Annotated in this window: 17 protein-coding genes; 5 read left to right on the top strand and 12 right to left on the bottom strand. The window is 69.5% G+C overall.

Annotation, left to right across the window (positions count from 1 at the left end; genetic code table 11):
* Nucleotides 1-156: 156 nt before the first annotated feature.
* The 8 genes from ABZV31_RS36895 to ABZV31_RS36860 form a co-directional block, all read right to left on the bottom strand.
* The gene (locus ABZV31_RS36895) at nt 157-1,482 is read right to left on the bottom strand and encodes a PLP-dependent aminotransferase family protein (protein ID WP_355901207.1); all 1,326 of its coding nucleotides are present in this window, start codon (nt 1,480-1,482) and stop codon (nt 157-159) included.
* 26 nt (nt 1,483-1,508) lie between these two features.
* Nucleotides 1,509-2,795: an ATP-grasp domain-containing protein gene (locus tag ABZV31_RS36890; RefSeq protein WP_355901206.1), complete on the bottom strand. Its 1,287-nt coding sequence runs from the start codon at nt 2,793-2,795 to the stop codon at nt 1,509-1,511.
* Nucleotides 2,796-2,825: 30 nt separating this feature from the next.
* Nucleotides 2,826-3,782, bottom strand: a complete 957-nt coding sequence (locus ABZV31_RS36885; protein WP_355901205.1) for a transketolase C-terminal domain-containing protein — start codon at nt 3,780-3,782, stop codon at nt 2,826-2,828.
* Nucleotides 3,779-4,621, bottom strand: a complete 843-nt coding sequence (locus ABZV31_RS36880) for a transketolase (RefSeq protein WP_355901204.1) — start codon at nt 4,619-4,621, stop codon at nt 3,779-3,781. The genes ABZV31_RS36885 and ABZV31_RS36880 overlap by 4 nt, the downstream gene beginning before the upstream one ends.
* The gene (locus tag ABZV31_RS36875; protein ID WP_355901203.1) at nt 4,618-5,913 is read right to left on the bottom strand and encodes a DegT/DnrJ/EryC1/StrS family aminotransferase; all 1,296 of its coding nucleotides are present in this window, start codon (nt 5,911-5,913) and stop codon (nt 4,618-4,620) included. The genes ABZV31_RS36880 and ABZV31_RS36875 overlap by 4 nt, the downstream gene beginning before the upstream one ends.
* 43 nt (nt 5,914-5,956) lie before the next feature.
* A complete protein-coding gene (locus ABZV31_RS36870) occupies nt 5,957-7,009 on the bottom strand; it encodes a BtrH N-terminal domain-containing protein (protein ID WP_355901202.1) in 1,053 nt (350 codons plus the stop codon).
* A 1-nt stretch (nt 7,010) separates the two neighbouring features.
* On the bottom strand, nt 7,011-7,421 hold the full coding sequence (locus ABZV31_RS36865; protein WP_355901201.1) for a hypothetical protein: 411 nt from the start codon (nt 7,419-7,421) through the stop codon (nt 7,011-7,013).
* A 293-nt stretch (nt 7,422-7,714) separates the two neighbouring features.
* Entirely contained in the window at nt 7,715-8,446 is a 732-nt protein-coding gene (locus ABZV31_RS36860; RefSeq protein ID WP_355901200.1) for a sulfotransferase family protein, read from the bottom strand.
* A gap of 247 nt (nt 8,447-8,693) precedes the next feature.
* On the opposite strand from ABZV31_RS36860, the gene lysX reads away from it, so the two are divergent.
* The 5 genes from lysX to ABZV31_RS36835 are packed head-to-tail and all read left to right on the top strand — an operon-like array spanning nt 8,694 to nt 17,021.
* Nucleotides 8,694-9,572 carry a lysine biosynthesis protein LysX gene (lysX, locus tag ABZV31_RS36855; protein ID WP_355901199.1) on the top strand — a complete coding sequence of 293 codons (879 nt, stop codon included), beginning with the start codon at nt 8,694-8,696 and terminating at the stop codon, nt 9,570-9,572.
* The gene (locus ABZV31_RS36850; protein ID WP_355901198.1) at nt 9,569-10,702 is read left to right on the top strand and encodes a M20/M25/M40 family metallo-hydrolase; all 1,134 of its coding nucleotides are present in this window, start codon (nt 9,569-9,571) and stop codon (nt 10,700-10,702) included. The genes lysX and ABZV31_RS36850 overlap by 4 nt, the downstream gene beginning before the upstream one ends.
* Nucleotides 10,699-14,781 (top strand): amino acid adenylation domain-containing protein, encoded by a 4,083-nt coding sequence (locus ABZV31_RS36845; RefSeq protein ID WP_355901209.1) that lies wholly within the window; start codon nt 10,699-10,701, stop codon nt 14,779-14,781. Before ABZV31_RS36850 ends, ABZV31_RS36845 begins: the two co-directional genes overlap by 4 nt.
* Before the next feature lie 10 nt (nt 14,782-14,791).
* The gene (locus ABZV31_RS36840; protein ID WP_355901197.1) at nt 14,792-15,946 is read left to right on the top strand and encodes an acyl-CoA dehydrogenase family protein; all 1,155 of its coding nucleotides are present in this window, start codon (nt 14,792-14,794) and stop codon (nt 15,944-15,946) included.
* A gap of 1 nt (nt 15,947) precedes the next feature.
* On the top strand, nt 15,948-17,021 hold the full coding sequence (locus ABZV31_RS36835; protein ID WP_355901196.1) for an acyl-CoA dehydrogenase family protein: 1,074 nt from the start codon (nt 15,948-15,950) through the stop codon (nt 17,019-17,021).
* A gap of 4 nt (nt 17,022-17,025) precedes the next feature.
* Here the strand turns inward: ABZV31_RS36835 and ABZV31_RS36830 are convergent, their stop codons facing one another.
* The 4 genes from ABZV31_RS36830 to ABZV31_RS36815 form a co-directional block, all read right to left on the bottom strand.
* Entirely contained in the window at nt 17,026-17,739 is a 714-nt protein-coding gene (locus ABZV31_RS36830; RefSeq protein WP_355901195.1) for a response regulator transcription factor, read from the bottom strand.
* A gap of 147 nt (nt 17,740-17,886) precedes the next feature.
* Nucleotides 17,887-18,060 carry a hypothetical protein gene (locus tag ABZV31_RS36825; RefSeq protein ID WP_355901194.1) on the bottom strand — a complete coding sequence of 58 codons (174 nt, stop codon included), beginning with the start codon at nt 18,058-18,060 and terminating at the stop codon, nt 17,887-17,889.
* 125 nt (nt 18,061-18,185) lie between these two features.
* Nucleotides 18,186-21,215, bottom strand: a complete 3,030-nt coding sequence (locus ABZV31_RS36820) for a BTAD domain-containing putative transcriptional regulator (RefSeq protein WP_355901208.1) — start codon at nt 21,213-21,215, stop codon at nt 18,186-18,188.
* Nucleotides 21,216-21,366: 151 nt separating this feature from the next.
* Nucleotides 21,367-22,383 carry a phosphoribosylglycinamide synthetase gene (locus ABZV31_RS36815; RefSeq protein ID WP_355901193.1) on the bottom strand — a complete coding sequence of 339 codons (1,017 nt, stop codon included), beginning with the start codon at nt 22,381-22,383 and terminating at the stop codon, nt 21,367-21,369.
* Between the last annotated feature and the right edge of the window lie 905 nt (nt 22,384-23,288).

The raw sequence follows: 23,288 nt of genomic DNA, 5'->3' as shown, positions 1-23,288 counted from the left end.
GCACCCGCACCAGCCACTTCGCGCGACTTCGCCCCGCCGACCAAACGATCGACGGGGCGAAGAACGCGTAAGGCCCCGAATTAACCAACAGCGTCGTCAAAGACCTGCGGGGCCTCCGATCCATGTGGGGAGCCGACGCAACTCGCTGTCGCACGGTCAGGCCGTACGGTCGCGGACGAGGGCGGCGAGCCGCGCGAGACCCTCCTCGATCCGTTCGGGGGTGAGCACGCTGAAGGAGAGGCGGATCTGGTGCGTACCTCCACCCTGGGGGTAGAAGTAGCGCATCGGGGTCCACAGCACCCCGAATCGGTTGGCCGAGTACTCGAGCATCGCGGCGTCGGCTGCGAAGGGCAGGGAGACCACCGCGAACATGCCACCGCCCGGGATGTTCCAGGTCGTCCGGGGACGCGAGCCGTCGTCCGGAGCGGGGAAGTGTCTGTCCAGGCCGGCCAGGACCGCGGCGAGGTTGCGACGGTAGATCTCCGCCTCACGCTCGGTGGCCCTGGTCATGCTGCAGTCGTTCGCCAGCAGCTTCCCGCCGATCACGGCCTGGGAGATGGTCGACGTGTTCAGCGTCAGCATGCTCTTGAGCTTGGCGAGCTGGTCGGCCAGCAGCGGGCCCTCGCCGGCGCCGGTGCCCGAGACCAGCTGGTCGGCGACCAGATAGCCCACGCGAGCGCCCGGGAAGGCCGTCTTGGCGAACGAGCCTACGTACACGACGCGTTGAGCGGTGTCCAGTGACTTGAGCGAGGGCAGGCGCCGGCCATCGGCGTTGAACAGGGAGTACGGGTTGTCCTCGATGATGAGGACGTCCTCGCGCTCCGCGACGTCGAGGAGCCGCCGGCGATCGGCGAGGCTCATGCTGAGCCCACTGGGGTTGGCGAAGTCCGGCACCACGTAGCAGGCGCGCGGGTTCAGTCCCCGCTGCCGGGCCCGGCCTATCTGTGTCACCAGGTCCTCAACGTCGATGCCCCCGGTGCCCTCCGCGACGGGTAGGACCGGCATGTCCATCAGGCGCGCCGCCCCGAGGAAACCCACGTAGGTCGGTGCCGGAGCCAGGATGACGTCCTCACTGCCCGTACGCAGGGCGCGCAGCAGCAGGATCATCGCCTCCTGGCAACCAGTGGTCACCACGACGGACTCGGGGACGACGCTCACCCCTTCGTCGACGGCCAGGTGCCGCACCAGGAGGTCCGTCAGCAGCCCCTTGGTGTGTCCGTACTGGAAAAGCGCTGTCCGTACCTGGTCGGGGCCGAGGCCGCGCTCCACTTCGAGATATTTGCGGAATCGCTCCAGGTAGTCGTGGATCTGCAGCGGGTCGTAGAACTCCTCGTAGGGCCGCCCGGCCGCGAAGGACACGGCCTCCGGGAATCGCCCCGTGATCTCGTTGAGGAGCGTCATGGAACTCAGCACCGGGTCGGACAAGGAGCCGTGCAGATCCCCCAGTTGCAACATGGCACCACTGGCGCTGCCTGTGATCATGAATACACCTTTCCGTGTGGTGCGGGTCAGATGTGCGGGATCCTCCGGGGAGCTGTTTCGAGGGAATACGAGGCGGCCAACCGCTGTATGTCCCGCTCGACTTCCGCCGTGCTCGCGCCGGCGAACGCGAATTTGCCGGCGGTGGGGAAGACCGTGATGTCGCCGTTGAGCGCCTGGCCGATGTTGGGGATGTCGGACAGCACCACCGAGTCCGGGCACGTGTCGAGGCCCCGGATCCGCCTGACCACGCAGGGCTCACTCTCCGGCAGTGCGGAGTAGAGCCAGCCGGAGGCGCCGACGCCCTCGTGGTCGAGGATGCCGGTGACGGTCCCGACCTCGGACGGCAGGCCCATGCAGGCGAGGACGGACTCGCGGACCAGATCCACGCCGTAGACCGCGCGGATGGAATCGCTGATGTAGGCGCCGCCGAAGCGGTTGCCGACCTCGAGGAAGACCAGCTCGTCGTCGGGGGTGAGAAACAGCTCCAGATGGAAGGTGCTGGTGTGCAGCCTCAGTGATTTCAGCACGAGTGCGGTGAAATCGGTGATCCGTGCCAGCGTCGAGGCGTCGTCGAATGTGACGCCCGAGAGATGCTGCCGGTTGTTCTGGAAGTTGAGGCAGTCGCCGATGTACCGAGAGGCGCTGATGAAACGGATCTCACCGTCCCGTACCACTCCGTCGACATGGCACACGTCGCCCTCGATGAACTCCTCGACCTCGTGATCGTCGGGGATGCCGTGGGCCCGGGCATGGGCGAGGAACTCCGTTCCGTCGCGGAAGACCGAGATGCCGAAACTGCCGGCCTGTCGTTGTGGCTTGAGGACGAGCCGGCCCGGCACTGCGTCCGCGATCTTCTCGAGGTCGGCGTACGGAGTGCTCGCGTCCACCGCCCAGAACGCGGGGACGCGTATGCCGCCGCTCCGCATGGTCTCCTTCATACGGACCTTGTCACGGCAGAGCAGCGCCGTCTCGGTGTCGACTCCCGGCAGACCGAAGTGGTCGCGCAATCGCGCCGCGGGCAGCGTGACGTGTTCGTACATGGCGACGACGGCGGTCGGCGGCCCGAGTTCCGCGGCGAACTCGTCGACCAGGTGAATCATCTGGTCGAGGACCTGGTCGTAGGTGTCGAACTCCAGTGTGTGCGGTACGTCCAGAACGCCGATGCGGGCGAACCGCTGCCGCGCGGCGTGTGACATGCGCTCGGCGACATGCCGGTGCACCAGCAGGGACACCTGATGTTCGCCGAACTCGATCGAGTCGATGTGCTGCTCGGCGAAGCCGATATGGACTACATGGCTGCTCGTGGTATCCACGGCACTTGCCTCCTTCGAGGGGTCCAAGTGTCACGAGGGGGAGGTGATCAGGTCGGTGCGGCCGCGGTCGAGGGCGGTACGGACCGTCCTCACCACCCGCTCCGCGGTGAGGCCGTAGTGGTTGACGAGGTGTTCCTGGTTGCCGACCGTGTCGACGAACTGATCCGGCATGCCGAGTCTCAGCACTCTCGTGGGCATCTCCTCCGCCAGTGCTTCGGCCACTGCGCCACCGAGACCGCCGCCGCGCCAGTGCTCCTCCAGCGTCACCACGAGCGAGGCCGGCCGGGCCGCGGCCACCAGCGTCGGCGTGTCGAACGGCCGCAGGGTGTGCATGTTCAACACGGTTGCCTCGACGCCCTGTTCGGCCAGGACGTCCGCCGCGGCGAGGCAGGCGAGCACGGGGTACGGACCACAGCTCGCGAGCAGCACGTCGCCGCCCTGCCGCAACGTCTGCGCCTTCCCGATGACCGGCGGCGGGGCCGCGGGCAGGTCCGGCGTCGGTTTGCGGCCGAGCCGGACGTAGAGCGGGCCGGGCAGGTCCAGGCTCTGCTCGACGAACGCCTCCGTGGCGGCGGCGTCGGCGGGCACCACCACGGTCATCCCGGGCAGTACCCGCATCACGGCGAGATCCTCCAGGGCCTGGTGCGTCGGACCGAGGTGGCCCGCGGCGAGACCGCCATGGGTGGCCATGACGCGGACCGGCAACCGGTTGTAGGCGATGTCGATCTTGATCGCTTCCAGTGCCCGGGACGTGGCGAAGGCGGCCATCGTGTTGACGAACGGGATCCGCCCGCACGCCGCCATCCCGGCGGCGATGCCCATCAGGTTGTGCTCGGCGATACCGAGGTTGAGGTACTGGTCGCCGGCCGCCTCGGCGTACTCGGCGTTGAAGAGACCGGTGTCGGAGTCCAGGCACATCAGCTCGGGATGCCGCTGCAGCAGCGGCAGCAGACTGTCCCGGTACGCCTCTCGGGTCGCGCGGCTCATCCGGCGGCCTCGGTGTCTCGTAGGGCGCGGACCGCCCGCGCGTGGTTGCGCGGGGACAGGGTCACGTAGTGGCTGGCACTGCGGCCGGCGAGGAACGGCAGCCCGTGGCCCTTGACCGTGCGGGCGATCAGCACGCTCGGCTTGCCCGGTTCCCACGGCGCGGCGCCCAGATGCTCCGCCAGTCGGTCCGGGTCGTGGCCGTCCACGTCGCGGACCGCCCAGCCGAAACTGCGCCAGCGGTCGGCCAGCGGTTCCATCGGCGCGATGCCGTCGGTGGAGCCGGTCAGCTGCAGTCCGTTGCGGTCCACCACCGCGACCAGCCGGTCGAGGCGCAGTGACGCGGCCGCGATGGCCGCCTCCCACACCGAGCCCTCCTGGAGCTCGCCGTCGCCGAGCAGTACGAAGGTGCGCGCGTCCCGCCCGGCGTACCGGGCGGCCAGCGCGAACCCGCAGCCCAGCGCGAGTCCGTGGCCGAGCGATCCGGTCGGCATCTCCACACCGGGCACCGCACGCACCGGATGGCCCATCAGTCTGCTGCCGGGGCGGCCGTATCCGGCGAGTTCCTCGACCGGGAGGAAGCCTCGTTCGGCCAGCGTCGCGTAGAGGCCGACGGCGGCGTGACCCTTGCTGAGCAGAAAGCGGTCGCGATCCGGATCGTCCGGCCGCAGCGGGTCCACGTTCAGCACCGAGAAGTACAGCGCGGCGAGCACGTCGGCACAGGAGAAGGCACCGCCGAGGTGGCCGCCTTCGGGCCCCGCGCACATGTCGACGACATGGGAGCGGATACGTGCGGCGACCGTGTCCAGGACGTCCCGTTCCAGGACCGGGGTGACGGTCATGAGGCCGCCTTCGCGAGCGTGGCCACCATGTCCCTGTTCGCCCACACCTTCTCGAAGGCGTCCGCGTACAGGCCGAGCAGTTCGCCCACCCCCGGGTGGAGGTGACGCTTCTGGATGGTCAGGGAGTCGGCGATGACCGCGCGGGTCACCGGGTAGCCCGCACCCGCGACCGTTCCGCGGGCGCCGGTCACGGACCACGGGTAGCCCGAGCCGAAGCCGACGCGGTCCACGAACACGTTCTGGTCGGGCAGCGGCATGAGCTGGTACTGCGACATCGGTACGCCCTCGGCGCGCAGCAGTCGCCGCAGAGCCGAGCGCAGGGCCTCCGGCCGCACCCCGTCCAGGCCGAACGCGGCCGGGTCGAACCGGAACCGCAGGATGTGCCAGGCGTGGGTGGTGTCCGGCAGCGCGGTCGGCACCTGCAGGCCGGGCATCTGCGCGAGCCGCGCGAGGAACTCGGTGACGTTGTGCTGCCGCGCGCGCTCGTAGTCGTCGTACCGGGCGAGCTGCGCGTTGGTGAACGCGGCCTGGAGGGCGTTCATCTTGTAGTTCCAGCCCAGGCCGTAGGACACGTAGTCGCGCTCGCGGCCGGCCTCGATCACCTCGCCGAACTGCCTGCCGCGGCGCATCGCCTCGGCCAGTTCGGCGTCGCGGGTCACCAGCAGGCCGCCCTCGCCACAGGTCGGTATGTTCTTGCTGACCTGGAGGCTGAAGGCACCCGCGTCGCCGATCCCGCCGACCGGCCGCCCACGGTGGGTGGCCCCGGGCGCCTGTGCGGCGTCCTCGATCACCGCGAGGCCGTACTTGCGCGCGATCGCGGTGATCCGGTCCATGTCGGCGGGCGCGCCATGCAGGTGCACGGGGATGATCGCCTTGGTCCGGGGGGTGATCCGGCGCTCCAGGTCGTCCGGGTCGATGTTGAAGGTGACCGGGTCGATGTCGGCGAAGACCGGAACGGCCATCTGGTGCACCGGTGCGAGGCCGGTCGCGATGAAGCTGAGCGCGGGCACGATCACCTCGTCCCCCGGTCCGACGCCGAGCGCGGCCAGCGCCAGGGCCAGTGCCGCGGTGCCGTTGGACACCGCGACGCAGTGCTCGAAACCGAAACGACGGGCCCAGTTCTCCTCCAGGTCGGACACCGGATTCACACCGTCGGTGTCGGACACCAGCCGTGCGCCGTCGAGCGCGTCGAGGACGGCCTTGCGGTCCTCCTCCTCGACCAACGGCCACTGCACACGGCGCCGATCCCTCGGCACGGCCGCCGTGCCGCCGAACGCTGCCAGCTTGCTCATCACTCTCCACTCCACAGGGCCACGGTGGTCGATATGTGTGTGGTCACAGCCGCGCCGCCGCCGCTCCGACGGCAGCGACCGCACGCTCGTACGCGCCGCGCAGCGTCGTGGCGTGGTGCGCGATATCGGATGCGGCCGCGCTCGGGTCCTGCAGTCCGTGTGCACCGGTGAACCGCAGTCCGGTCCACGCGTGTGCGACGGCCTCGACCGCGCGTCCCGCTCCGGCGAGCGCCGGATCGTCCCATTCGCGGCCGCAGCGGCGCAGCAGCTCACCGTGGAGCGACGCCTGCGCCTGCATGGCCCAGCCGAACGGGTACAGCTCGCGCAGCACGCCGGCGTCCGCGGCCCGGCACCGTTCGAGCAGTTCCGCGGCGAACGCGTCGTATCCGGCGAGACCGGTACGGGCGGAGCCGGCCGTGGTGAAGCTTTCGACGTCGGTGCGCAGGTAGCCGCCGAGCAGTTCGGGCGTCAAGGGCGCCGGCGGGGCGTCGAGGCGGACGTCGAGACAGCGTCGGCCGATCCGTGAGTCGCTGAAGAACGCGTCCTGGACGTCGGTCGGGTTGGCCGAACCCCAGCTCAGCAGGAACTTCTCGATCGGGACGGCACCGCGGAACGCGGGCGGCATCGCGTCCGAGACGTAGACCACCCCGCGGGTCTCGTCGAGGCCGTAGATCACCACCAGGTGCGCGGCGTGCACGTCTCCGTACGCGGGCCGGAACGGCAGGTGGTAGTTGTCCACGGCCGCGATGACCAGACGGTCGTCGGCCAGCGCCGCACGCACCTCCCGCCAGACGTCGTTCTCGTCAGCGGGCTGCCACCAGCGCGCGTGCAGTTCGTGGTGGGGTGCCAGCGCGGCACCGAGGTCGGTGCCGCCGGACTCGTCGGTGGGGCACGGGTAGTAGAACTCCTCGGACCTGACGTCACCCGCCAGGTGCAGGAACCGCCACCCCGCGCCGAGCACGGCCAGCGGGTCGGCCCCCTCCCGTATCAGGACCGAACCGAACGTGGACTGGAGGCAGCTGACGAGGTCGCGGTACCACCACTCGGGTTCCGGTCCGGTGATCATGTACGTCCGTGTCGTCACGTCGACGGTCATGTCAGGTCTCCGTCCGCTGGAGGGTGACCGCGAAGACATGCACCGCGACATTGCGGGGCAGCAGGATGCCGGTGAGGCCGGCCCGCCGGGTGACCGGCACGCGCTGCGCCCACATCACTGCCGGAACACCTCGTTGCACGTGGTGCGGGTAGTGCATGACGAGGCTCTCGAACGCCTTGACCTCGCCGAACCACGCGGGTGCGGCCCAGAAGTCGGAGACCCGCAGCGGTTCGGTGTCGACCGAGCCGTCGGCGAAGCTCAGCTCGACGGTGTCCTCGCAGCGCCGTTCGGACGCCGCCAGGACATGGATCCAGTCGTAGCGGCCCTCGGGGACACGAATGAACTGTCCGGCGCAGCGGACGTTGTCCGGTCCGTCGCAGACCGGAGGAAACTCGAAGGGAACACCGTCCACGTGGACGAGGCTCCTGCCCGCGGGCAGGTATTCGGCCGCGAACGAGTTTCTCCATACATTGAATGCGCCCGCTCTGGTCTCCGTCGCCGCGGAGATGGCCGTGTTGTTGCGATGACCTGAAATGTCGACCGGTTCGTATATTCTTGTTCTGACACTCACTGAAACACCGCCTTACATTCCAAACCTAGCCTGGTCGTACAGGCTTTTCATCCGCACCGTAACTACCCTGAATACCCGAATCGCTGTCAGGTGCACTCGCCGGGTAATCATGTCGACTATTCCGGTCTGAGCGGTCACGGCCGGAGCGCGACGGCGCGCAGCTTCTCGTAGTACGGCAGGTGGTAATCGCGGTAGGCGCGCAGCACCGGGTCCGCCGCGACCGCCTCGGCTCCGTCGCTCCTGCTTCGGGTGAAGCCGGCGGTCTGACTGGTCGACTTGTGCCACTTGCTGGTCGACTGCCATTCCGACCGCATGCCCGGCTCCCAGCTCAGCGCGTCCGGAAGGAAGGGGATGCCCACCGCCGCGCAGTACGCCCGCACGGTCTCGGCCGGCCGGTCCAGCAGGTCGTCGGAGTCGATCACGACAGGCGTGGTGCCGGTGGCGGCCTGCACTGCGGTGAAGATCTCATGCAGCCGGGCGAAGCCGATCTCGTCGCGGCCGAGGTTCGGGTTGAGCGCGTGATGCGACGCGATGGCCTCGGCCGGGTCGCGGATGATGAAGGTGTGCGTCGCGGCCGAGAGGAAGTCCTCGTCGGTGAGGAGCGCCGGGTAGTGGAAGTCCGTGGTGTCCTTGAAGAACACCGGCTTCCGAGTCGCGATGGCACGCAGCGCCGCGAGCACGTCCTGCTCGTCGCGCGCGATCCGGTCGGCGACCTCCACCTCACCGAAGTCCACCACTCGGGAGAACGGTTCGTGCACGACGACGCGGTCGCCCCGCTCCGTCATCATCCGTGCGAACGCGGTGGAGCGGCAGCGCGGCGCGCTCCACATGGCGAGCACCGGAATCCGTTTCGGTCCGTGTCCCACAATTCCCCTCTTCTCTGGCGGCAGTGAACTATTGCGGCAGGTATTCGAACCCATTCAAGAGTGGCACAGCGGCCGCCGGGGCCGGGTAATCCCAATTCGCAGCCGCAGCAGGAAGAACCAACACGACGAGGACCCGCGGATAAACTTGCCGCGGACGCACACGGTGTCGATGTGCCCATAGTTTCCTTTCTACGCGGAAGGCCGGTCATGCCGTCCGACTAACCAGTGGTTCTAATACGGAGGTCACGTGTCAGCGACACCGGAGCGCCCAGGTGACCGCAGGATCGCGGTGCTCGCCAGCAGGGTCGGCGCGGACGAGAAGAGGTTGTTCGACGCGTTCGACCGGCGAGGTGTCCCCTTCGACCATGTCGACACGCGCCGACAGTGGTTCCTGGCTGGTCAGCGTGACCAGCCCTGGAGTCTCGCGCTGAACCGGGAGATCGGTCAGGTCCGCGCGGCGTACGCGGCCCGCTGCCTCACCGCGGCGGGAGTCGATGTGGTCAACAGCGCGGACGCGACCGAGGTGTGCGGCGACAAATGGCGCACCATCATGGCCCTGGAGGCGGCCGGGGTACCGACTCCGCGCACCGCACTCGGCCTCACCCCGCAGGCCGCGCTGGCCGCCCTGGACTCCATCGGCTACCCGGCACTGATCAAACCGCTGGTCGGCTCATGGGGCCGGCTGGTGGTCCAACTACCCGACCGCGCCAGTGCGGAAGGGGTGCTCGAGTACGCCGCCGCACTGCCCGGCCCGCAGTCGCACCTCGGGTATGTGCAGGAGCTGATCGAGAAGCCCGACCGGGACATCAGGGTGATCGTGGTCGGTGGTCAGGTGCTGGGCGCCGTCTACCGGACCGGTGAGTCCTTGCGCACCAATGTGGCACTCGGCGGGCAGACCCGGCCGTGCGAGGTGACACCGGAGATCGACAAGCTCTCCCTCAACGCTGCCGCCGCCGTCGGCGCCGACATCGCCGGTGTCGATCTGATCGAGGACCGCGACGGCCGACTGCTGGTCCTGGAGGTCAATCACCGGGTCGAGTTCTCCGGCTTCCAATCCGCGCTCACCGACCGGGTCGACGTCGCGGACCACATCGTCGACCACCTACTGGAACGAGCGCAACGATGAACTGGGCGTTCACTTCTTCCGGCAACGTCACCGAGACGTACGCCGCCGGACTGCTGCGCGAGATGCTGGAGATCCCCTCTTCTTCCTACCAGGAACGCGAGCTGGCCGACTACCTGGCCGAAGCGATGAAGGACCTGGGCTTCCGGGCGCACATCGACGGCGTGGGCAATGTGATCGGCGTGATCGAGCGCGGTGACGGCCCGACCGTGATGCTCCTCGGGCACATGGACACCGTCTCGGGCCAGTTCCCGGTCCGCTCCGAGGACGGCAGGCTCTACGGCCGCGGCGCGGTGGACGCGAAGGGACCGCTCGCAGCGATGATCTGTGCCGCGGCCGGCGCGGTGGATTTCCCCGGCCGGATCGTGGTGGTCGGCGTCGTCGAGGAGGAGACCCCGCGCTCGCGTGGCGCGATGGCGATCCGCGCCACCCACGCCCGGCCGGACGCGCTGATCATCGGCGAACCCAGCGGCTGGTCGAGCGTGGTACTCGGCTACAAGGGCAAGCTGGACCTGCGCTACACCGTCAAGTGTCCCGCCACCCACCCGAGCAACCCGGTGCCGAAGGCGTCCGAACTGGCCGTCGCCTGCTGGGACGCGCTGGTCGATCTGCTCGGTCCGGGCGCGAGCCACGGTGTGTTCGACCAGCCGGGTGCGACCCTGTGCCGGCTCAACGGCGGTCTGACCACGGCGACGGCGGACCTCAGCATCCGCATCCCGCCGGGATTCGATGTCGACGAGCTGGTGAGCGGGCTGCGTGACCGGTTGCCGGCCGGCCACCTCGAAGTGCTGAACTCGGTGGCGGCCTGCCGGGTGGGCCGGGCCGACCCGGCGGTGCGCGCGCTGGTGTCCGGCATCCGGCAACTGCACGCCCGGCCACGTCTCGTGGTGAAGACGGCCACCTCGGACATGAACACCCTCGCCGAGGTCTGGGACATCCCGATGGCGACCTACGGCCCGGGCGACAGCAGCCTCGATCACGCCGACGACGAGCACATCGTGCTCTCGGAGTACCTGCGCGGCATCGACGTACTGACCACTGCCATCTCGGAGTTGGCCCACCTGCCCGTGCGCTCGGACGACCGCGCGGGAGACGCGCCGCTGCCCGTGAGGAGTCTCAGGTGTACGACATGACCCAGCGCCTCGCCGCGCTGCCCGCACAGCGCCGCGCGCGCTTCCTCACCCGGCTGAGGGAACATGCGGAAGCCGTGGCGAGGCGAGGACCCACATCGCGCGGCACCACAGGTCCGACGCCGCTGTCGCACGCCCAGCAGACCCTACGGTTCTTCGACCACCCGGCGCCGGACAGCCCTGCCTCCGGCACGCCGCTGTGCCTGCGTCTGCGGGGCGGACTGGACACGGACGCGCTGCGCTCGGCACTGGCCGCGGTCGTGTCCAGGCACGAGGCACTGCGGACCACGATCGTGGCGCGCGAGGACACTCCGATGCAGGTCGTCGCCACCGAGGTCCCGGTCGAACTGCCGGTGATCGAGGCGGCGGAGGACGACCACGAGCAGCGGTTGGCCGCCGCGCGGGCACTGGTCGGGCGACGGGTCGGCGAACCGTTCGACCTGACCCGGACGCCGATGTGGCGCGCGGTGCTGATCAGGGTGGCGCCGGACGACCACCTGTTCCTGTTCCACGTACCCACCGTCGTCTGCGACGCCTGGTCGCGCGGCGTGCTGATGCGTGAACTCGCCGAGTTCTACCGGTCGTTGCACGACGGTGATGCACCGCGGTTGGCCGGCCTTCCGGTGCAGTACCCGGACTACGCGGTGTGGCAGCGCGACCGGCTCGGCAGCGCGGATCTGGACGAACTCGCCGCGTACTGGCGGGACAGGCTGGCAGGGGCCGAGGTACTGGAGTTCCCGACCGACCGGCCACGGGGCGAGATTCGGACCTTCGCGGGCGGCAGGGTCCGCTGCACCGTCGGGCACGAGGCCCTGGAGCGGGCGGGGGAACTGGCCCGGCAGGAGGGCGCGAGCCCGTTCGACGTTCTCGTCGCCGCCTTCTTCACGCTGCTGCACCGCTACTCCGGCCTGGACGACCTGGTGATCGGTTCGCCCGACGCGAACCGGCGGCACGACGCCGTGTCCTCGGTGATCGGCCTCTTCACCGACATGCGGGTGCTGCGCGCCGACGTCTCCGGCGACCCCACCTTCCGCGAGTTGGTCCAGCGGGTCAGGCGCGTCTCGTCCGAGGCGTCCGAGCGGAGCGGTCTGCCGTTCGACAAGCTGGTCGACGCGGTAAATCCGGTCGTCGACCCGTCGCGCTCACCGATCTTCCAGATCGCGTTCGGTGTGGAGAACGCGGACATCACGACCGGCCTGCCCGGTATCACCACCTCGCACGAGGACGTCCGGACCGGCACCTCCCGGTTCGACATGAGCTGGAACCTGGTGGAGCAGGCGGCTCCCGGAGTCGACGCCCTCCTTGCCATCGAGTTCAACACCAACCTGTTCGACGCCGAGAGCATCGCCCGGTTCGCCCGGCACTACGACGGGCTGCTGCACACCCTGACCGCCGCCCCGGACGCCCCCTTGTCCGCCGCCGAGGTGTTGAGCGCGGCGGACAAGGAGTTCCTGGCCGAGGTCGGCAAGGGCCCGATGCGGCCGATGCGCGAATCGACCGTCGTGGCGGAGTTCGAGGCGCGCGTCCAGGAGTCCCCGGACGGCGTGGCGGTCGTCGTCGCCGGCGTCGAGACCAGCTACGCCGAGCTCAACGCCCGAGCGAACCGGCTCGCCGCACTGCTGCGCGAGCGCGGCGTCGCACCGGGCACGAGGGTCGGCCTGTGTCTGCGCAGGAACGTGGACGTGCCGACCGCGATCCTCGCGGTGCTCAAGACCGGCGCGGCCTATGTACCGCTCGACACGGCGCATCCCTCCGGGCGGGTCGCGGAGATCGCCGCCGACGCGGGCGTGCGGATGGTGATCGCACACGCCGAGGCCGGCAAGACCCTGAGCGAGGTCGACGCGCCCGTCGTGACACTGGACGACGTCCGCGAGGAACTGGCGGCGCTGCCCGACCACAACCCCCCGCTTGCGGCGCGGCCCGGCGACGTCGCGTACGTCATCTACACCTCCGGCAGCACCGGCAAGCCGAAGGGTGTGCTGCTCGAGCACCGAGGTGTGGTCAACTTCATCGACTCCACGCGGGAGTTGTTCGACCTGACACCTGCCGACCGGGTGCTCGGGTTCGCCTCGGTGACCTTCGACGTCTCCGTGTTCGAGACGTTCTCGGCGCTGCTGATCGGAGCCCGCCTCTGCCTCGCGACCGACGACGAACGGCTGTCCGTCGAGCGGCTCCAGTCGCTGATGGAGCAGGCCGGCATCACCGTCATCGACCTGCCTCCGACCGTGATGCCGCTGCTGACGCCCGAGAGGTTCACCGACCTGCGGATCGCGTTCGTCGGCGGCGAGGCGTTCAGCGGTGAGCTGGTGAACCGGTGGAACCCGGGCAGGCGGCTGTTCAACGGATACGGGCCGACCGAGTGCACGGTGACGATGATCGTGGAGGAGTGCCCGGGCAACTGGGACGCCTCACCTCCGATCGGCCTGCCCATGACCAACCATGTGGCGCACGTGCTCGATCGCGACCTGCGCCAGGTGCCGATCGGTGTGCCGGGGGAACTGGTCATCGGCGGTGGCGGGTTGGCGCGCGGCTACCTCAACCGGGAGGAGTTGACCGCGGAGAAGTTCATCGCCGACCCGTTCGGCACCGCGCCCGGCGGACGGCTGTACCGGACCGGAGACCTGGTGAAACGGCTGGCGGACGGACGGCTTGTCTTCCTCGGCCGGATCGACCAGCAGGTCAAGATCCGCGGACTGCGGATCGAACTGGGCGAGGTGGAGTCGGCGTTGACCGGCTTCGACGGAATCGGGCCGGTCAGCGTACGTGCGTGGACCGACGGCAACGGGGACAAGCACCTGGTCGGCCATCTGACCGGGGTCACCGAGCAGCAGGTGCCGGCGGTGCGCGAGCATCTGGGCACGCTCCTGCCGTCGTACATGATCCCGTCGTACTTCGTGGTCCTCGACGAGCTTCCGCTCACCAGCAGCGGCAAAGTCGACTGGCGCAGGCTGCCCGCACCGGACCTGAGCCGTACGGGCGAGGGGGTCAGCGACGAGACGCTCACCGCGACGGAGCGCGGACTGCTGCGCGATGTGCTCGCTCCCCTGCTGCGCGACGACCGGATCGGCGTGCACGACGACTTCTTCCTGGCGGGCGGCAACAGCCTCCAGGCCGTGCAGCTGATGTCGGCGATCAACCGCAGGTTCGGGGTGGAGATCGCGCTCGGCGACTTCTTCGCCTCGCCCACCGTCGCCCACCTGGCCGCCACCATCGACACCGTCCGCGCCGCACGGCGCGATGACGACGGCGATCCGCTCGATGCGCTGGAGAGTCTGTCCGGACGCGAGGCCGCGCCGGGCGACGACCGGGCACCGGTGGTGATGCGTGCGTCGGGTCCGGCGCAGGCGATCCTGCTGCATCCGTCGGGCGGTGAACTGTTCTGCTACATACCGCTGGCCAGGGCACTGCGCGAGGACATCGGGGTGACCGGTTTCGCCGCCGATCCACGCGACGCCCTCATCGCTCCGCAGGACGGACTGGCGGCGACCGCCGCCAGGATCGCGCACTCCCTGATGGAAGCCGGCCTGCCCCCGTCGTGCTGCCTGGCCGGCTGGTCCTACGGCGGTGTGCTCGCCTTCGAGGTCGCCCGGCAGATCGAGCAGAAGACCGGGGAACGACCGCCGTTGGTCCTGCTGGACGCCGCCTACAACGAGGACTCCGTCCCCCTCGACGAGGCGACGGTACGGCAGCGGTTCGTGCACGACGTCGCCAGACTGACGGGACGCGACGGCCCTCAGGTGCGCGCGGTCCTCGACGACCCGGCCGTCGGCGTGGCCGACGTCAGGGAGACACTGATCCGCCTCGGCGTCGAACTGGAGCTCACGAAACAGGAGTTGGCCTCCCGCTTCGAGACGTTCCGGTCCTCCGCCCTGTCCATGCAGGCGTACCGCCCGCCGGGCCCGTACGGCGGACCGGTCACCGTGCTCACCGCCTCACCCCACATCGCCATGGAGGAGCAGTGGCGGACGGTGTGCACGGGCCCGTTCCGGGCCGAAAGCGTACCCGGCGACCACTACACCCTTTTCACGGAACCGGCGTTGAGCCGGGTCGTCGCGGCGATCGAAGAAACGCTCGCCTCTTGAGGAGACGTACATGCGGTTCGGATTCACCGAGGATCAACAACGGTTCCGGGCGGAGGTGCGGAAGGCCCTGCGCTCCGCCGAGGTGCGTGCCGCGGCGGCGGAGGCCACCGGCGCTGACGGTGTCGAGCCGGACGCGCGTCCGCTCTACCGGCTGCTCGGCAAGCTGGGCCTGCTCGCCGTGCACTGGCCCGTCGAGTTCGGCGGAGAGGGCCGCCCGCTGACCGATGCCGCGATCGTCGCCGAGGAACTGGTGCGCGCGGGAGTGCCGGACACCTTCCACGTCAACACCATCCAGATCGTCGGCCAGTTCCTGCTGATGGCGGGCAGCGACGAGCAGAAGCGCCGGTATCTGCCCGCACTGGCGCGCGGTGAGAGTTTCGCCTCGGTGCTCTACACCGAACCGGACGCGGCATCGGATCTCGGTGCGCTGCGGGCCGTGGCCGAACCCGACGGCGACGGCTATCGGATCACCGGCACGAAGGTGTTCAGCCTCAAGACACGCTTCGTCGACCTCGGACTGTGCGCGGCCCGTACGACGCCGGGTGCCGGGAAGTACCAGGGAATCAGCCTGTTCCTGGTCGACATGGGCGCCCCTGGTGTGACGGTGTCGGTGATACCCGGCGTTGGCGACGAGCACTTCCACCGGGTGGACCTCGTCTCGGTTCCGGTGTCGGGCGACGACCTCCTCGGTCCGCGCGACGAGGGATGGCCGCTGCTCAACGAGGCACTGGCCATCGAACGCACCGGTCTCGACTACCACCTCAAGGCGGAGCACTGGCTCCAGGCCGCGCTGGACGCGCTGATCGACGGCGACCCGGGCTCCTCGCACGACGACCGCCTGGAGCAGATCGGCCGCTGGTACGGCGCGCTGACGGCCGACCACGTCCTCGCCTGGGAGGTCCTCACCGGCCTCGCGTCGGACCGGATCGACCAGGTCTCGACGGCCGTCGCCAAGTACCACAGCAGCGAACTCGCCCAGAGCATCGCGGCGTGGGCCGCCGACATCCCCAGCCCCGAGCAGCGCGCGAACCGCATCAGGGCCGCTCTGACCCTGGACTCCGCCTACCGGGAGGCGCCGGGGCTGACGCTGTCGGCAGGGACCTCCGAGGTGATGCTCCAGATCATGGCCGCCGCGTTCGCCTCCATCGGACAGGAAGAGCACTGACATGGACCTCACCCCCGATCCGCTCGTCATCCAGCTGCGCAAGGCATTGCGTACGGGCCTTGCCGGCGTCCCCGCCCGGATGGAGTTGCACGGCGCGCCAGTGACCGACGGAGCCCTCGGCCCCACCCGGACGGTGCTCGACGAACTGGGCGCGGCCGACTTCGAACGGCCGGCCTCCGTCGGCGGCCTCGACCTCGGCCTGACGGCCGGGGTGCTGGTCAGCGAGGAGCTCGGCCGCGCGGCCTGCGGAAACTCCTACCGGGCCGACGCGACGGCAGCCGACATGGGCGGTCCGGCCGGCGCGGCACTGGCGGGTTGGGAAGCGCTGCCGGTCGGCAGTGGGGTCACCGCGACCCCGCGAGCGGGTGGCTGGAAGCTGACCGGCGCCGTCACGGTCGACGACGTGAGCGCCGGGACACTTCTGGTGGCGACCAGGACGGGCGGCGAGCCGGTACTAGTCGCGGTGGAGCGCGGGGCGCCCGGCTGCACCGCGGAGAGCGGGTGCTGGCCGCCGGTCGTCCGGTTCGATGCCACGCCGGTCACCACGGCGGACGTGCTCGGGACTCTGGACGACTCGCCCACCGGTCCGCTCACCCGGGCGCGCCTGCGGCAGGCCGCCTACCTGCTGGGCATCGCCGGCGGCGCGCACCGGGCCGCGGTGGAATACACCGGTTTCCGGCGGCAGTTCGGCACCAGGCTCCGTGATCTCCCCGCGGTCTCGTTCCCGTTGGCGCGAGCCCTGGTGGCGCTGCGCGCGACCAGGGCGGCGGTGTACCGGGGGGCCTGGTCGGTCGGCTCGGAGCCGGACGCCGTCGGCACCGCGCCGGTCATGGCGCTGGCGATGGCCGCCGAGACCGCGCGCGACGTGGTGCGGCTGAGCATGCAGAGCTGCGGGGTGCGCGCGATGACGGCGGAACTGGGCCTGCACCGGTACTTCAGGCTGGCCGCGGCCGAGTCCGTCCGGTATGGCGATCCCGCCGCGCTGTGGCGAACGGTCGGCGCCGACCGCGTCCGAACGGCGCGGAGCGCCGCGGCCGGCATGGAGCCTCCAGTCGCGGCGACAACCCGGCCGTAGGGGATCAACTGGCGCGCAGGCCCCCCGTCGACAGCATCCTCTCGTCGCCGAGGGGCCGGCCGGCCGAGTGGGTGAGTCCGGTCCGGTAGGCCAGTGACACGAGCTCGGCGCGGTCGCGGACGCCGAGCTTGGTCCGCACTCGGTAGAGATGGGTACGGACCGTGGCCTCACCGATGATCAGTTCACGGGCCACCTCCTCGGTGGACATGCCGAGCGCGACCATCCTGGTCACTTCCCGTTCCCGCGGGGTCAGCTCGGTCATCTCCGGCCACGTCGCGGATTCCTGGGGCTCCGGCTGCGCACGGAACCAGGTGACCAGGCGCTCCGCGATGTTGGGCGCGAGCATGGTCTGCCCGGCGGCTGCCGCCTGGATCGCGGTGATCAGCTCCTGCGGGCTCGCGTCCTTGCCGAGCAGACAGCTCGCGCCGGCGTGGAGCACGTCGCTTACCGTCTTGTCGGCGTCGGACGCGGTGAACACGACGACGCTGGGCGGCTCGTCCTCCTTGGCGAGTCTGCGGATCATCTCCAGGCCGGAAATGGTCTGGAGGTCCAGATCCGTGACGACGACATCGGGCCGCATGGTGCGCACAAGCACGATGGCTTCCATGCCGTTGTGGGTCGTGCCGATCACGTCGATGTCCGGCACCGCGTCAAGGAGGGTCTTGAGACCGTCCGCGATCACGGGCAGCTGATCACAGATGAGCACCCGAATAGTCATGATGTTCCCCCTGATGAGGATTAGGTAGAAGCCTCGCTGTCACGAACGGGATCGCGGCGCCCCGATATCGCGAGGCTCGCTCCAGAGCAGTGACTCTTCCGGGTGGCTGGGCCGGTGGGCCGCAACCAGTGGTTGCGGCCCACCCGCTCAGCCGTTGCCGTTGTTGTCCGTCCCGGTGACGGTCAGGTCCGTCGAAGAGGCAAGAGCGACGGTGCGCTGCTGGGCCGTCCCCGGGGCGTCGGCGTCGGAGGAGGCCGTGAATCCCCCCACGAGCGCCCCGAGAGCGATGACGGAGGCGGCGGCGATAGGGGCGAAGCGCATGGGCGAACTCCTTTGGAGAGGAAAGCCGTTTCGACTCCACTGATGTTCGCGATCTGCCTTCCCGGCCCGTTCCCCTCCGGACACCCGCCCGATCCCCCTGTCGTGGACCGCCCGACCTGCGGGGCTCAGCGTGCGCTCTCCGGCACCTTCATGAGGGAGAAGAGGTTGTCCGCCGCCGAGCGGTGCTGCTGGGCCAGCTGCGAGTCTCCCTGGGCCTCGGCGGTACGGCCGAGGCCCCACAGCGCGCAGGCCTCGTCGTAGCGCAACTCCATACGGCAGGCGATCTCGTGGGCCAGCAGCTGCTGAGCCCGCGCCGTGTCCAGGTCCCCCTGCGCGTACCGCACACGCCCCACCGAGAGGTGCACGGTGGCACGGTGGATGTCGTCGGTGCTTCTGGTGGCCTTGGCGAGTGCGTGGTCGGCGCTGTCCGCCGCCTCGTCCAGCTCTCCCATGCCCGCCAGCACATCGGCTCTGCGGGCGAGTACGAGCGGCAGCACCGAGGGCATGCTCATGCGCTGGCACCGCTCCAGCGCCGCGTCGGCCCAGGCAAGCGCCTCCTCGAAGCGACCGAGGCGCTCGATCGCCTGGGAAAGATTGCTCAGCGCGTCCACGGAGAGCTGTATCTCCTTGATCGAGTCGAAGATGGCCACCGCCCTCTCCGCCGATGCCGCCGCCTCGTCGAACAGCCCGAGCCGCACCTGGACCAGGCTGAGCGTGCTCAGCGACGAGCCGTCGAGTCGGGTGAAGCCGAGCTCCTGCGCACGCGCGTTGGCCTCCTGGCACAGCTGCAGCGCGCGTTCTAGCTCTCCCATGCTGTTGCACGCCTGCCCCAGCCGGGCCCGGCACTCCGCCTCGCTGTGCACATCGTCCATCTGCCGGGACAGGTCCACGGCTTCCTCCAGCCGGGCGACGGCCTCGCTCAACTGCCCCAGCCGCCACTTGCCCATGGCCAGATTCATCAGGTTCAGCCGGGTCAACGACCGGTCCCCGAGCTGTCGCGACGCGCTGACCCCCTTCTCCAACGCCGCGTTCGCGCTGGCGTCGTAGGCACGGATGCTGGAGTGGAAGCCCAACTCGCGCGGCAGCCGCGCGGCGTGCCACAGCAGTCCCTCGTGGTACGCGGCGTCCACCGCCGCCAGCAGGCTCTCACGGTGCTGGTCGAGCCACTGGAGCGCCTTGTCCTTGTGGTCGAACTCGTCGCGTTCCTGGCCTTTTTCGTCGACGTCTCCGAAGTGACGCCGCCCGGGGAACAGAGTGTCGCAGGCACGTTCCGCCGCGATCAGGTAGTGGTCCAGCAGCCGCCGCACCGCCTGCCCGTCCTCCGGCGCCTTCTGGCTCTGCGCGACCCGTTGCACGAAGCTGCGCACCAGGTCGTGCAGCGCGTACACCCCCGGCTCCCTGGCCTCCAACAGCCGTACGTCCACCAGTTCTTCCAGCACGTCCTCGGCCGCCAGCACATCAGTGTCCAGCAGTGCGGCGGCCTCCTCGGCGTCCAGATAACGTCCGGGGTGGTGCCCCAGCAGCCGAAAGGCCGTTTGCTGTTCCCGGGGCATGGACTGGTACGACAGCAGCAGCGCGCCCGCCACTCCCCTTCCCTCGCTGATGAGTTCGTCCAGGCGCCGGTCGTGGTCCCGCAGCCGTTCGACGAGTCGCTGGACCGTCCACTGCGGGCGGTTCGCCAGCCGGGCGGCGGCGATCCGGACCGCCAGCGGTAGTCCTCCGCACAGCCGCAGCAGCTCACGGGCCGCGACCGGCTCTCTCTCGACGCGTTCGGCACCGAGAGTGTTGCGCAGGATCTGGTGGCTCTCCGGCTCCGGAAGGGCGCCCAGGGAGAGCCACTCGGCTCCGTCCAGGCCGGTCAGCCGCGGTCGGCTGGTGATCAGGACCAAGCTGTCGGACGAGGCGGGAATCAGCTCCCGCACCTGCTCCGAGGCGGCGGCATTGTCCAGAAGCAGGAGCATGCGACGGCCCCGCATGTACGACTGCCACCGCGCGGCGCGTCCCGCCGGCACCGTGGGCAGCTCCTCGCTGGGGATACCGGCGGCGGCGAGCAGGTCTCCCTGTGCCTGGAACGCGCTGAGCGGCGTCTGGCCCGGTGTGAAGCCGTGCAGGTCGATGAAGAGACTGCCGTCCGGATACTGCTCGGCCAGTTGATGGGCGGCGCGGATGGCCAGTGCCGTCTTGCCGCCGCCGCCCATGCCGTCGAGGGCGAGGACCGTCGGTGCCCCCTCCAGGGCGCGCCTGGCCGCGTCGCAGACCCACTCCAACTCAGAGCTGCGGCCGGAGAAGTCGGGCACGTCGAACGGCAGCGCGTGCGGAGCCTCCGTCACCTGGTGCGGGACACGGGACACGGCGCGTTCCGGGCGGGTGAGCGACGGGTCCTGGCGCAGGATGCGTTCGTGCAGTCCGGTCAGCTCCGCGCCGGGGTCGATGCCCAGTTCGTCCGCAAGGTGCTTTCGGGTACGGGCGAACTCGTCGAGCGCGGCGGCCTGTTGGCCGGAGTGGTAGAGGGCGAGCATCAGCCGGCTGCGCAGCGTCTCGCGCAGCGGATGCTCGTCGACGAGGACACGCAGCTCACCCGTGATCTCGGCGGCCTCGCCCGCCTCGATGCACAGATCGTAGAGCTGCTCGGCGGCGGTCAGCCGCTGCTCCTCGAGAGCCGTCGAGGCGGCGTCGACCACGCGGCCGCCGGAACCGGACAGCACGGGCCCTCGCCACAGCGCCAGCGCCTCACGCAACTGTGCCGCGGCCCGTTCGGTCTCCCCCGCTTCCAGTGCTGCCCTGGCCTGCCTCAACAGCTTCTGGTAGCACAGCAGATCGAGTTGCTCGGTGTCGACGACCGCACGGTATCCGGGTCCGTCGGTGACGATGATGTCGGGGCCGTGCGGAATGCGGCTGCGCAGTTTGGCAACCGTCTTGCGCACCTGGTGCTCGGCGCTGTCCGGCGGTTCGTCGTTCCACGCGGCCGCCACCAGACGGGAGACGGGCACGACGCGCCCCGCCTCCAGGAACAGCATCACGAGAACGCGCCGCTGCAGAGCCCCGTTGACCGATATGAGTTCGCTGCCGCTACGGACTTCCAGAGATCCCAGAACGGCGAATTCTGGTCTGAACCCTGGGTCGTCTTCAATTTGACCCGATGTCGCGGCCCGCACCTGATCCTCCCCCGTCAGCGATGAGATGGGACACACGCCACCGAGGGTAGGTCATCTCGCGCAGCACACGCACCAGGCATGTTGGATCCCGCGTCTCGTCCCCCCGTGCCTTCGCCTCGTGCAGAAGGAAAACATAACTACCCGGCACGCGTCACCGGGCAGTTGGCCGGATATCGGCGACAAGATCCTGTCGCGCCCTGGCGACTCGTTCGCGGGTGACCTCCGGTGTACTGCCCTCCACGACCAGGTAGGCACGCCGGGCGCGCGGATCACCGACTGACGCGATCCAGTCGCCGACTATGTACGGAAAACGCGCTCCACGGACCCATGGGGTCACGGCGATGTCCTCCATGCCGGTGTACGTCTCCAACCGCCCTTCGGGCAGCAGGAAGAAACCCACCTCCGCGTACTGGGAAGCCTTCGGCACGACCGGGCGGCCGCCCAGGAGGCCTGCGAAGACCGCCGCCTCCAGGTCGAACCCGCGCGCAATCTCGACGAGCAGGGGGATACGGTCGGCGCCCAGGTGGGCGCGGCAGGACACGATCCGCGGCCCGTAGGGCAGCAGCGCGACCTGTGTGTGGGCCGGGCCGAAGCGGTATCCGCTCGCCGTCAGCCGCTCCTCGACCGCCGCCGCGATGATCTTTTGTTGGTCGTCGGTCAACGGCGCCGGATGGAGGTAGCCCGTCACGAGGAAGTGCGGTGGCCCCGTGGTGCGTTCTGCCGTCATCCCCACGACGTAATGGGTCCCGTTCACGGTCAGCGTCTCGACGCTCACCCTGGGAGCCTCCGGAGGGGCCCAGCCCTCGCTTTCGCCGGCCTGGAGCCGTTCGTACACCGCCGGGGGGTTCGGCGACAGGCCCAGCTGCCATGCCTCCTTGACTACCGGCAGGAGGGAACTGCCGTGTCCGCAGTGCAGCACGGCGTCGATGCCATGGTGCCGCGCGGTGCGCGCGATGGTCTCGCGCAGTGCGGCCTCGTCGGTGAAATCGGTGAGCAGCAGTTCCTCGGAGACGTCTTCGACGCGCGGCGCGAGGTCGGCCTCCAGTTGCGACGGATCCCATACCGACCAGATACGGAACCCCTGCTCGGTTCCTCTTCGCACGAGCTGGTGACTCGGCATCACCAGGAGCAGCCTGAACTGCGAGCTTCTAGGGGAGTGTGCACACATACGCGCCACTGTGCAGTGCGGTCTTCCCTCCCTGGTCCCCTTTTCTTCCCCCCACCGGGAAACCTCGGCCGCCGGCGGCTCAGCGCCCTTCTCGACTCACGTTCTCACTGGTCAACGATGCATCTTCCGTGATCGGGAGTTACACGGAACGTTTTTGCAGTCCTCGGCCCGGCGAGGACACGGTGACGTGTGACCAAGATGGTTACAGCCGACAACGCAAGTGCGCCGCGATGCCGTGATGCACGACGAACAGGAGCCGTTGGAGGACTGGGCACGGCGGGGCCCTCTCCGCGAGGGGCTCCTACACAAAGCCGCCCCCGTCCGGGACCGCAATGGTGTCATCCGCCGGAAGCCCCGGTCAGATCGATGACCAGCTTGGCCCGATCGATGACCGGCTCGGCCCGATCGACGGAGTGGCCGATATGGGTCGGAACAGCAAGTTGGGGCGGAAAGTGCGCGGTGCACTACCGCGAGAGTAATTGTCAATGACTGTGGGTCGGTTGAGGTTGTTCATACGGCCTGAGGTTCAGATCGTTCGATGAGGTGGCCGCGTTCGCAGCGGCTCCGGCTCTGACGAGGGCGACGAGGTGAGCTGCGTTCACGGCCCGCCAGCGGGTCTGGGCGGACTCGACAAGCATGCTGGTGACTTCAGCCTCCAGCACGGCGGCGAGCATCCTGCGTGCCCCCTCGCGGACGATCTTGTCGATCAGGGAGCCGTTCGGCGTGGAGCCGTGGTCGTTGACTACGTGAGCACGGGCGTGCCTTCCCGACCGGTGCTGCGACACCGGCCTACTCAATGACCATCAGTCGATATTGAGTCGGAACAGTTTGGTTTCCTACGCGGTCGTGTAGCGGACGGCTGGGGCGGCGAAGTAGCCGCAGACGATGCGGGGCTGGCGCTGGCG

It is taken from the genome of Streptomyces sp. NPDC005202, assembly GCF_040608235.1.
Taxonomy (GTDB): Bacteria; Actinomycetota; Actinomycetes; order Streptomycetales; family Streptomycetaceae; genus Streptomyces.
The sequence above is the reverse complement of the archived record's forward strand: the minus strand, read 5'-3'. Positions and strand labels throughout refer to the sequence as shown.

Bases quoted from the DNA above. Each gene is read 5' to 3' on its own strand.
- ABZV31_RS36830 (WP_355901195.1), bottom strand. From the start codon at position 17,739: ATGACTATTCGGGTGCTCATCTGTGATCAGCTGCCCGTGATCGCGGAC.
- ABZV31_RS36885 (WP_355901205.1), bottom strand. From the start codon at position 3,782: ATGAGCCGCGCGACCCGAGAGGCGTACCGGGACAGTCTGCTGCCGCTG.
- ABZV31_RS36815 (WP_355901193.1), bottom strand. From the start codon at position 22,383: ATGTGTGCACACTCCCCTAGAAGCTCGCAGTTCAGGCTGCTCCTGGTG.
- ABZV31_RS36845 (WP_355901209.1), top strand. From the start codon at position 10,699: ATGACCCAGCGCCTCGCCGCGCTGCCCGCACAGCGCCGCGCGCGCTTC.
- ABZV31_RS36850 (WP_355901198.1), top strand. From the start codon at position 9,569: ATGAACTGGGCGTTCACTTCTTCCGGCAACGTCACCGAGACGTACGCC.
- ABZV31_RS36840 (WP_355901197.1), top strand. From the start codon at position 14,792: ATGCGGTTCGGATTCACCGAGGATCAACAACGGTTCCGGGCGGAGGTG.
- ABZV31_RS36870 (WP_355901202.1), bottom strand. From the start codon at position 7,009: ATGACCGTCGACGTGACGACACGGACGTACATGATCACCGGACCGGAA.
- ABZV31_RS36880 (WP_355901204.1), bottom strand. From the start codon at position 4,621: ATGACCGTCACCCCGGTCCTGGAACGGGACGTCCTGGACACGGTCGCC.
- ABZV31_RS36825 (WP_355901194.1), bottom strand. From the start codon at position 18,060: ATGCGCTTCGCCCCTATCGCCGCCGCCTCCGTCATCGCTCTCGGGGCG.
- ABZV31_RS36835 (WP_355901196.1), top strand. From the start codon at position 15,948: ATGGACCTCACCCCCGATCCGCTCGTCATCCAGCTGCGCAAGGCATTG.
- ABZV31_RS36875 (WP_355901203.1), bottom strand. From the start codon at position 5,913: ATGAGCAAGCTGGCAGCGTTCGGCGGCACGGCGGCCGTGCCGAGGGAT.
- ABZV31_RS36895 (WP_355901207.1), bottom strand. From the start codon at position 1,482: ATGATCACAGGCAGCGCCAGTGGTGCCATGTTGCAACTGGGGGATCTG.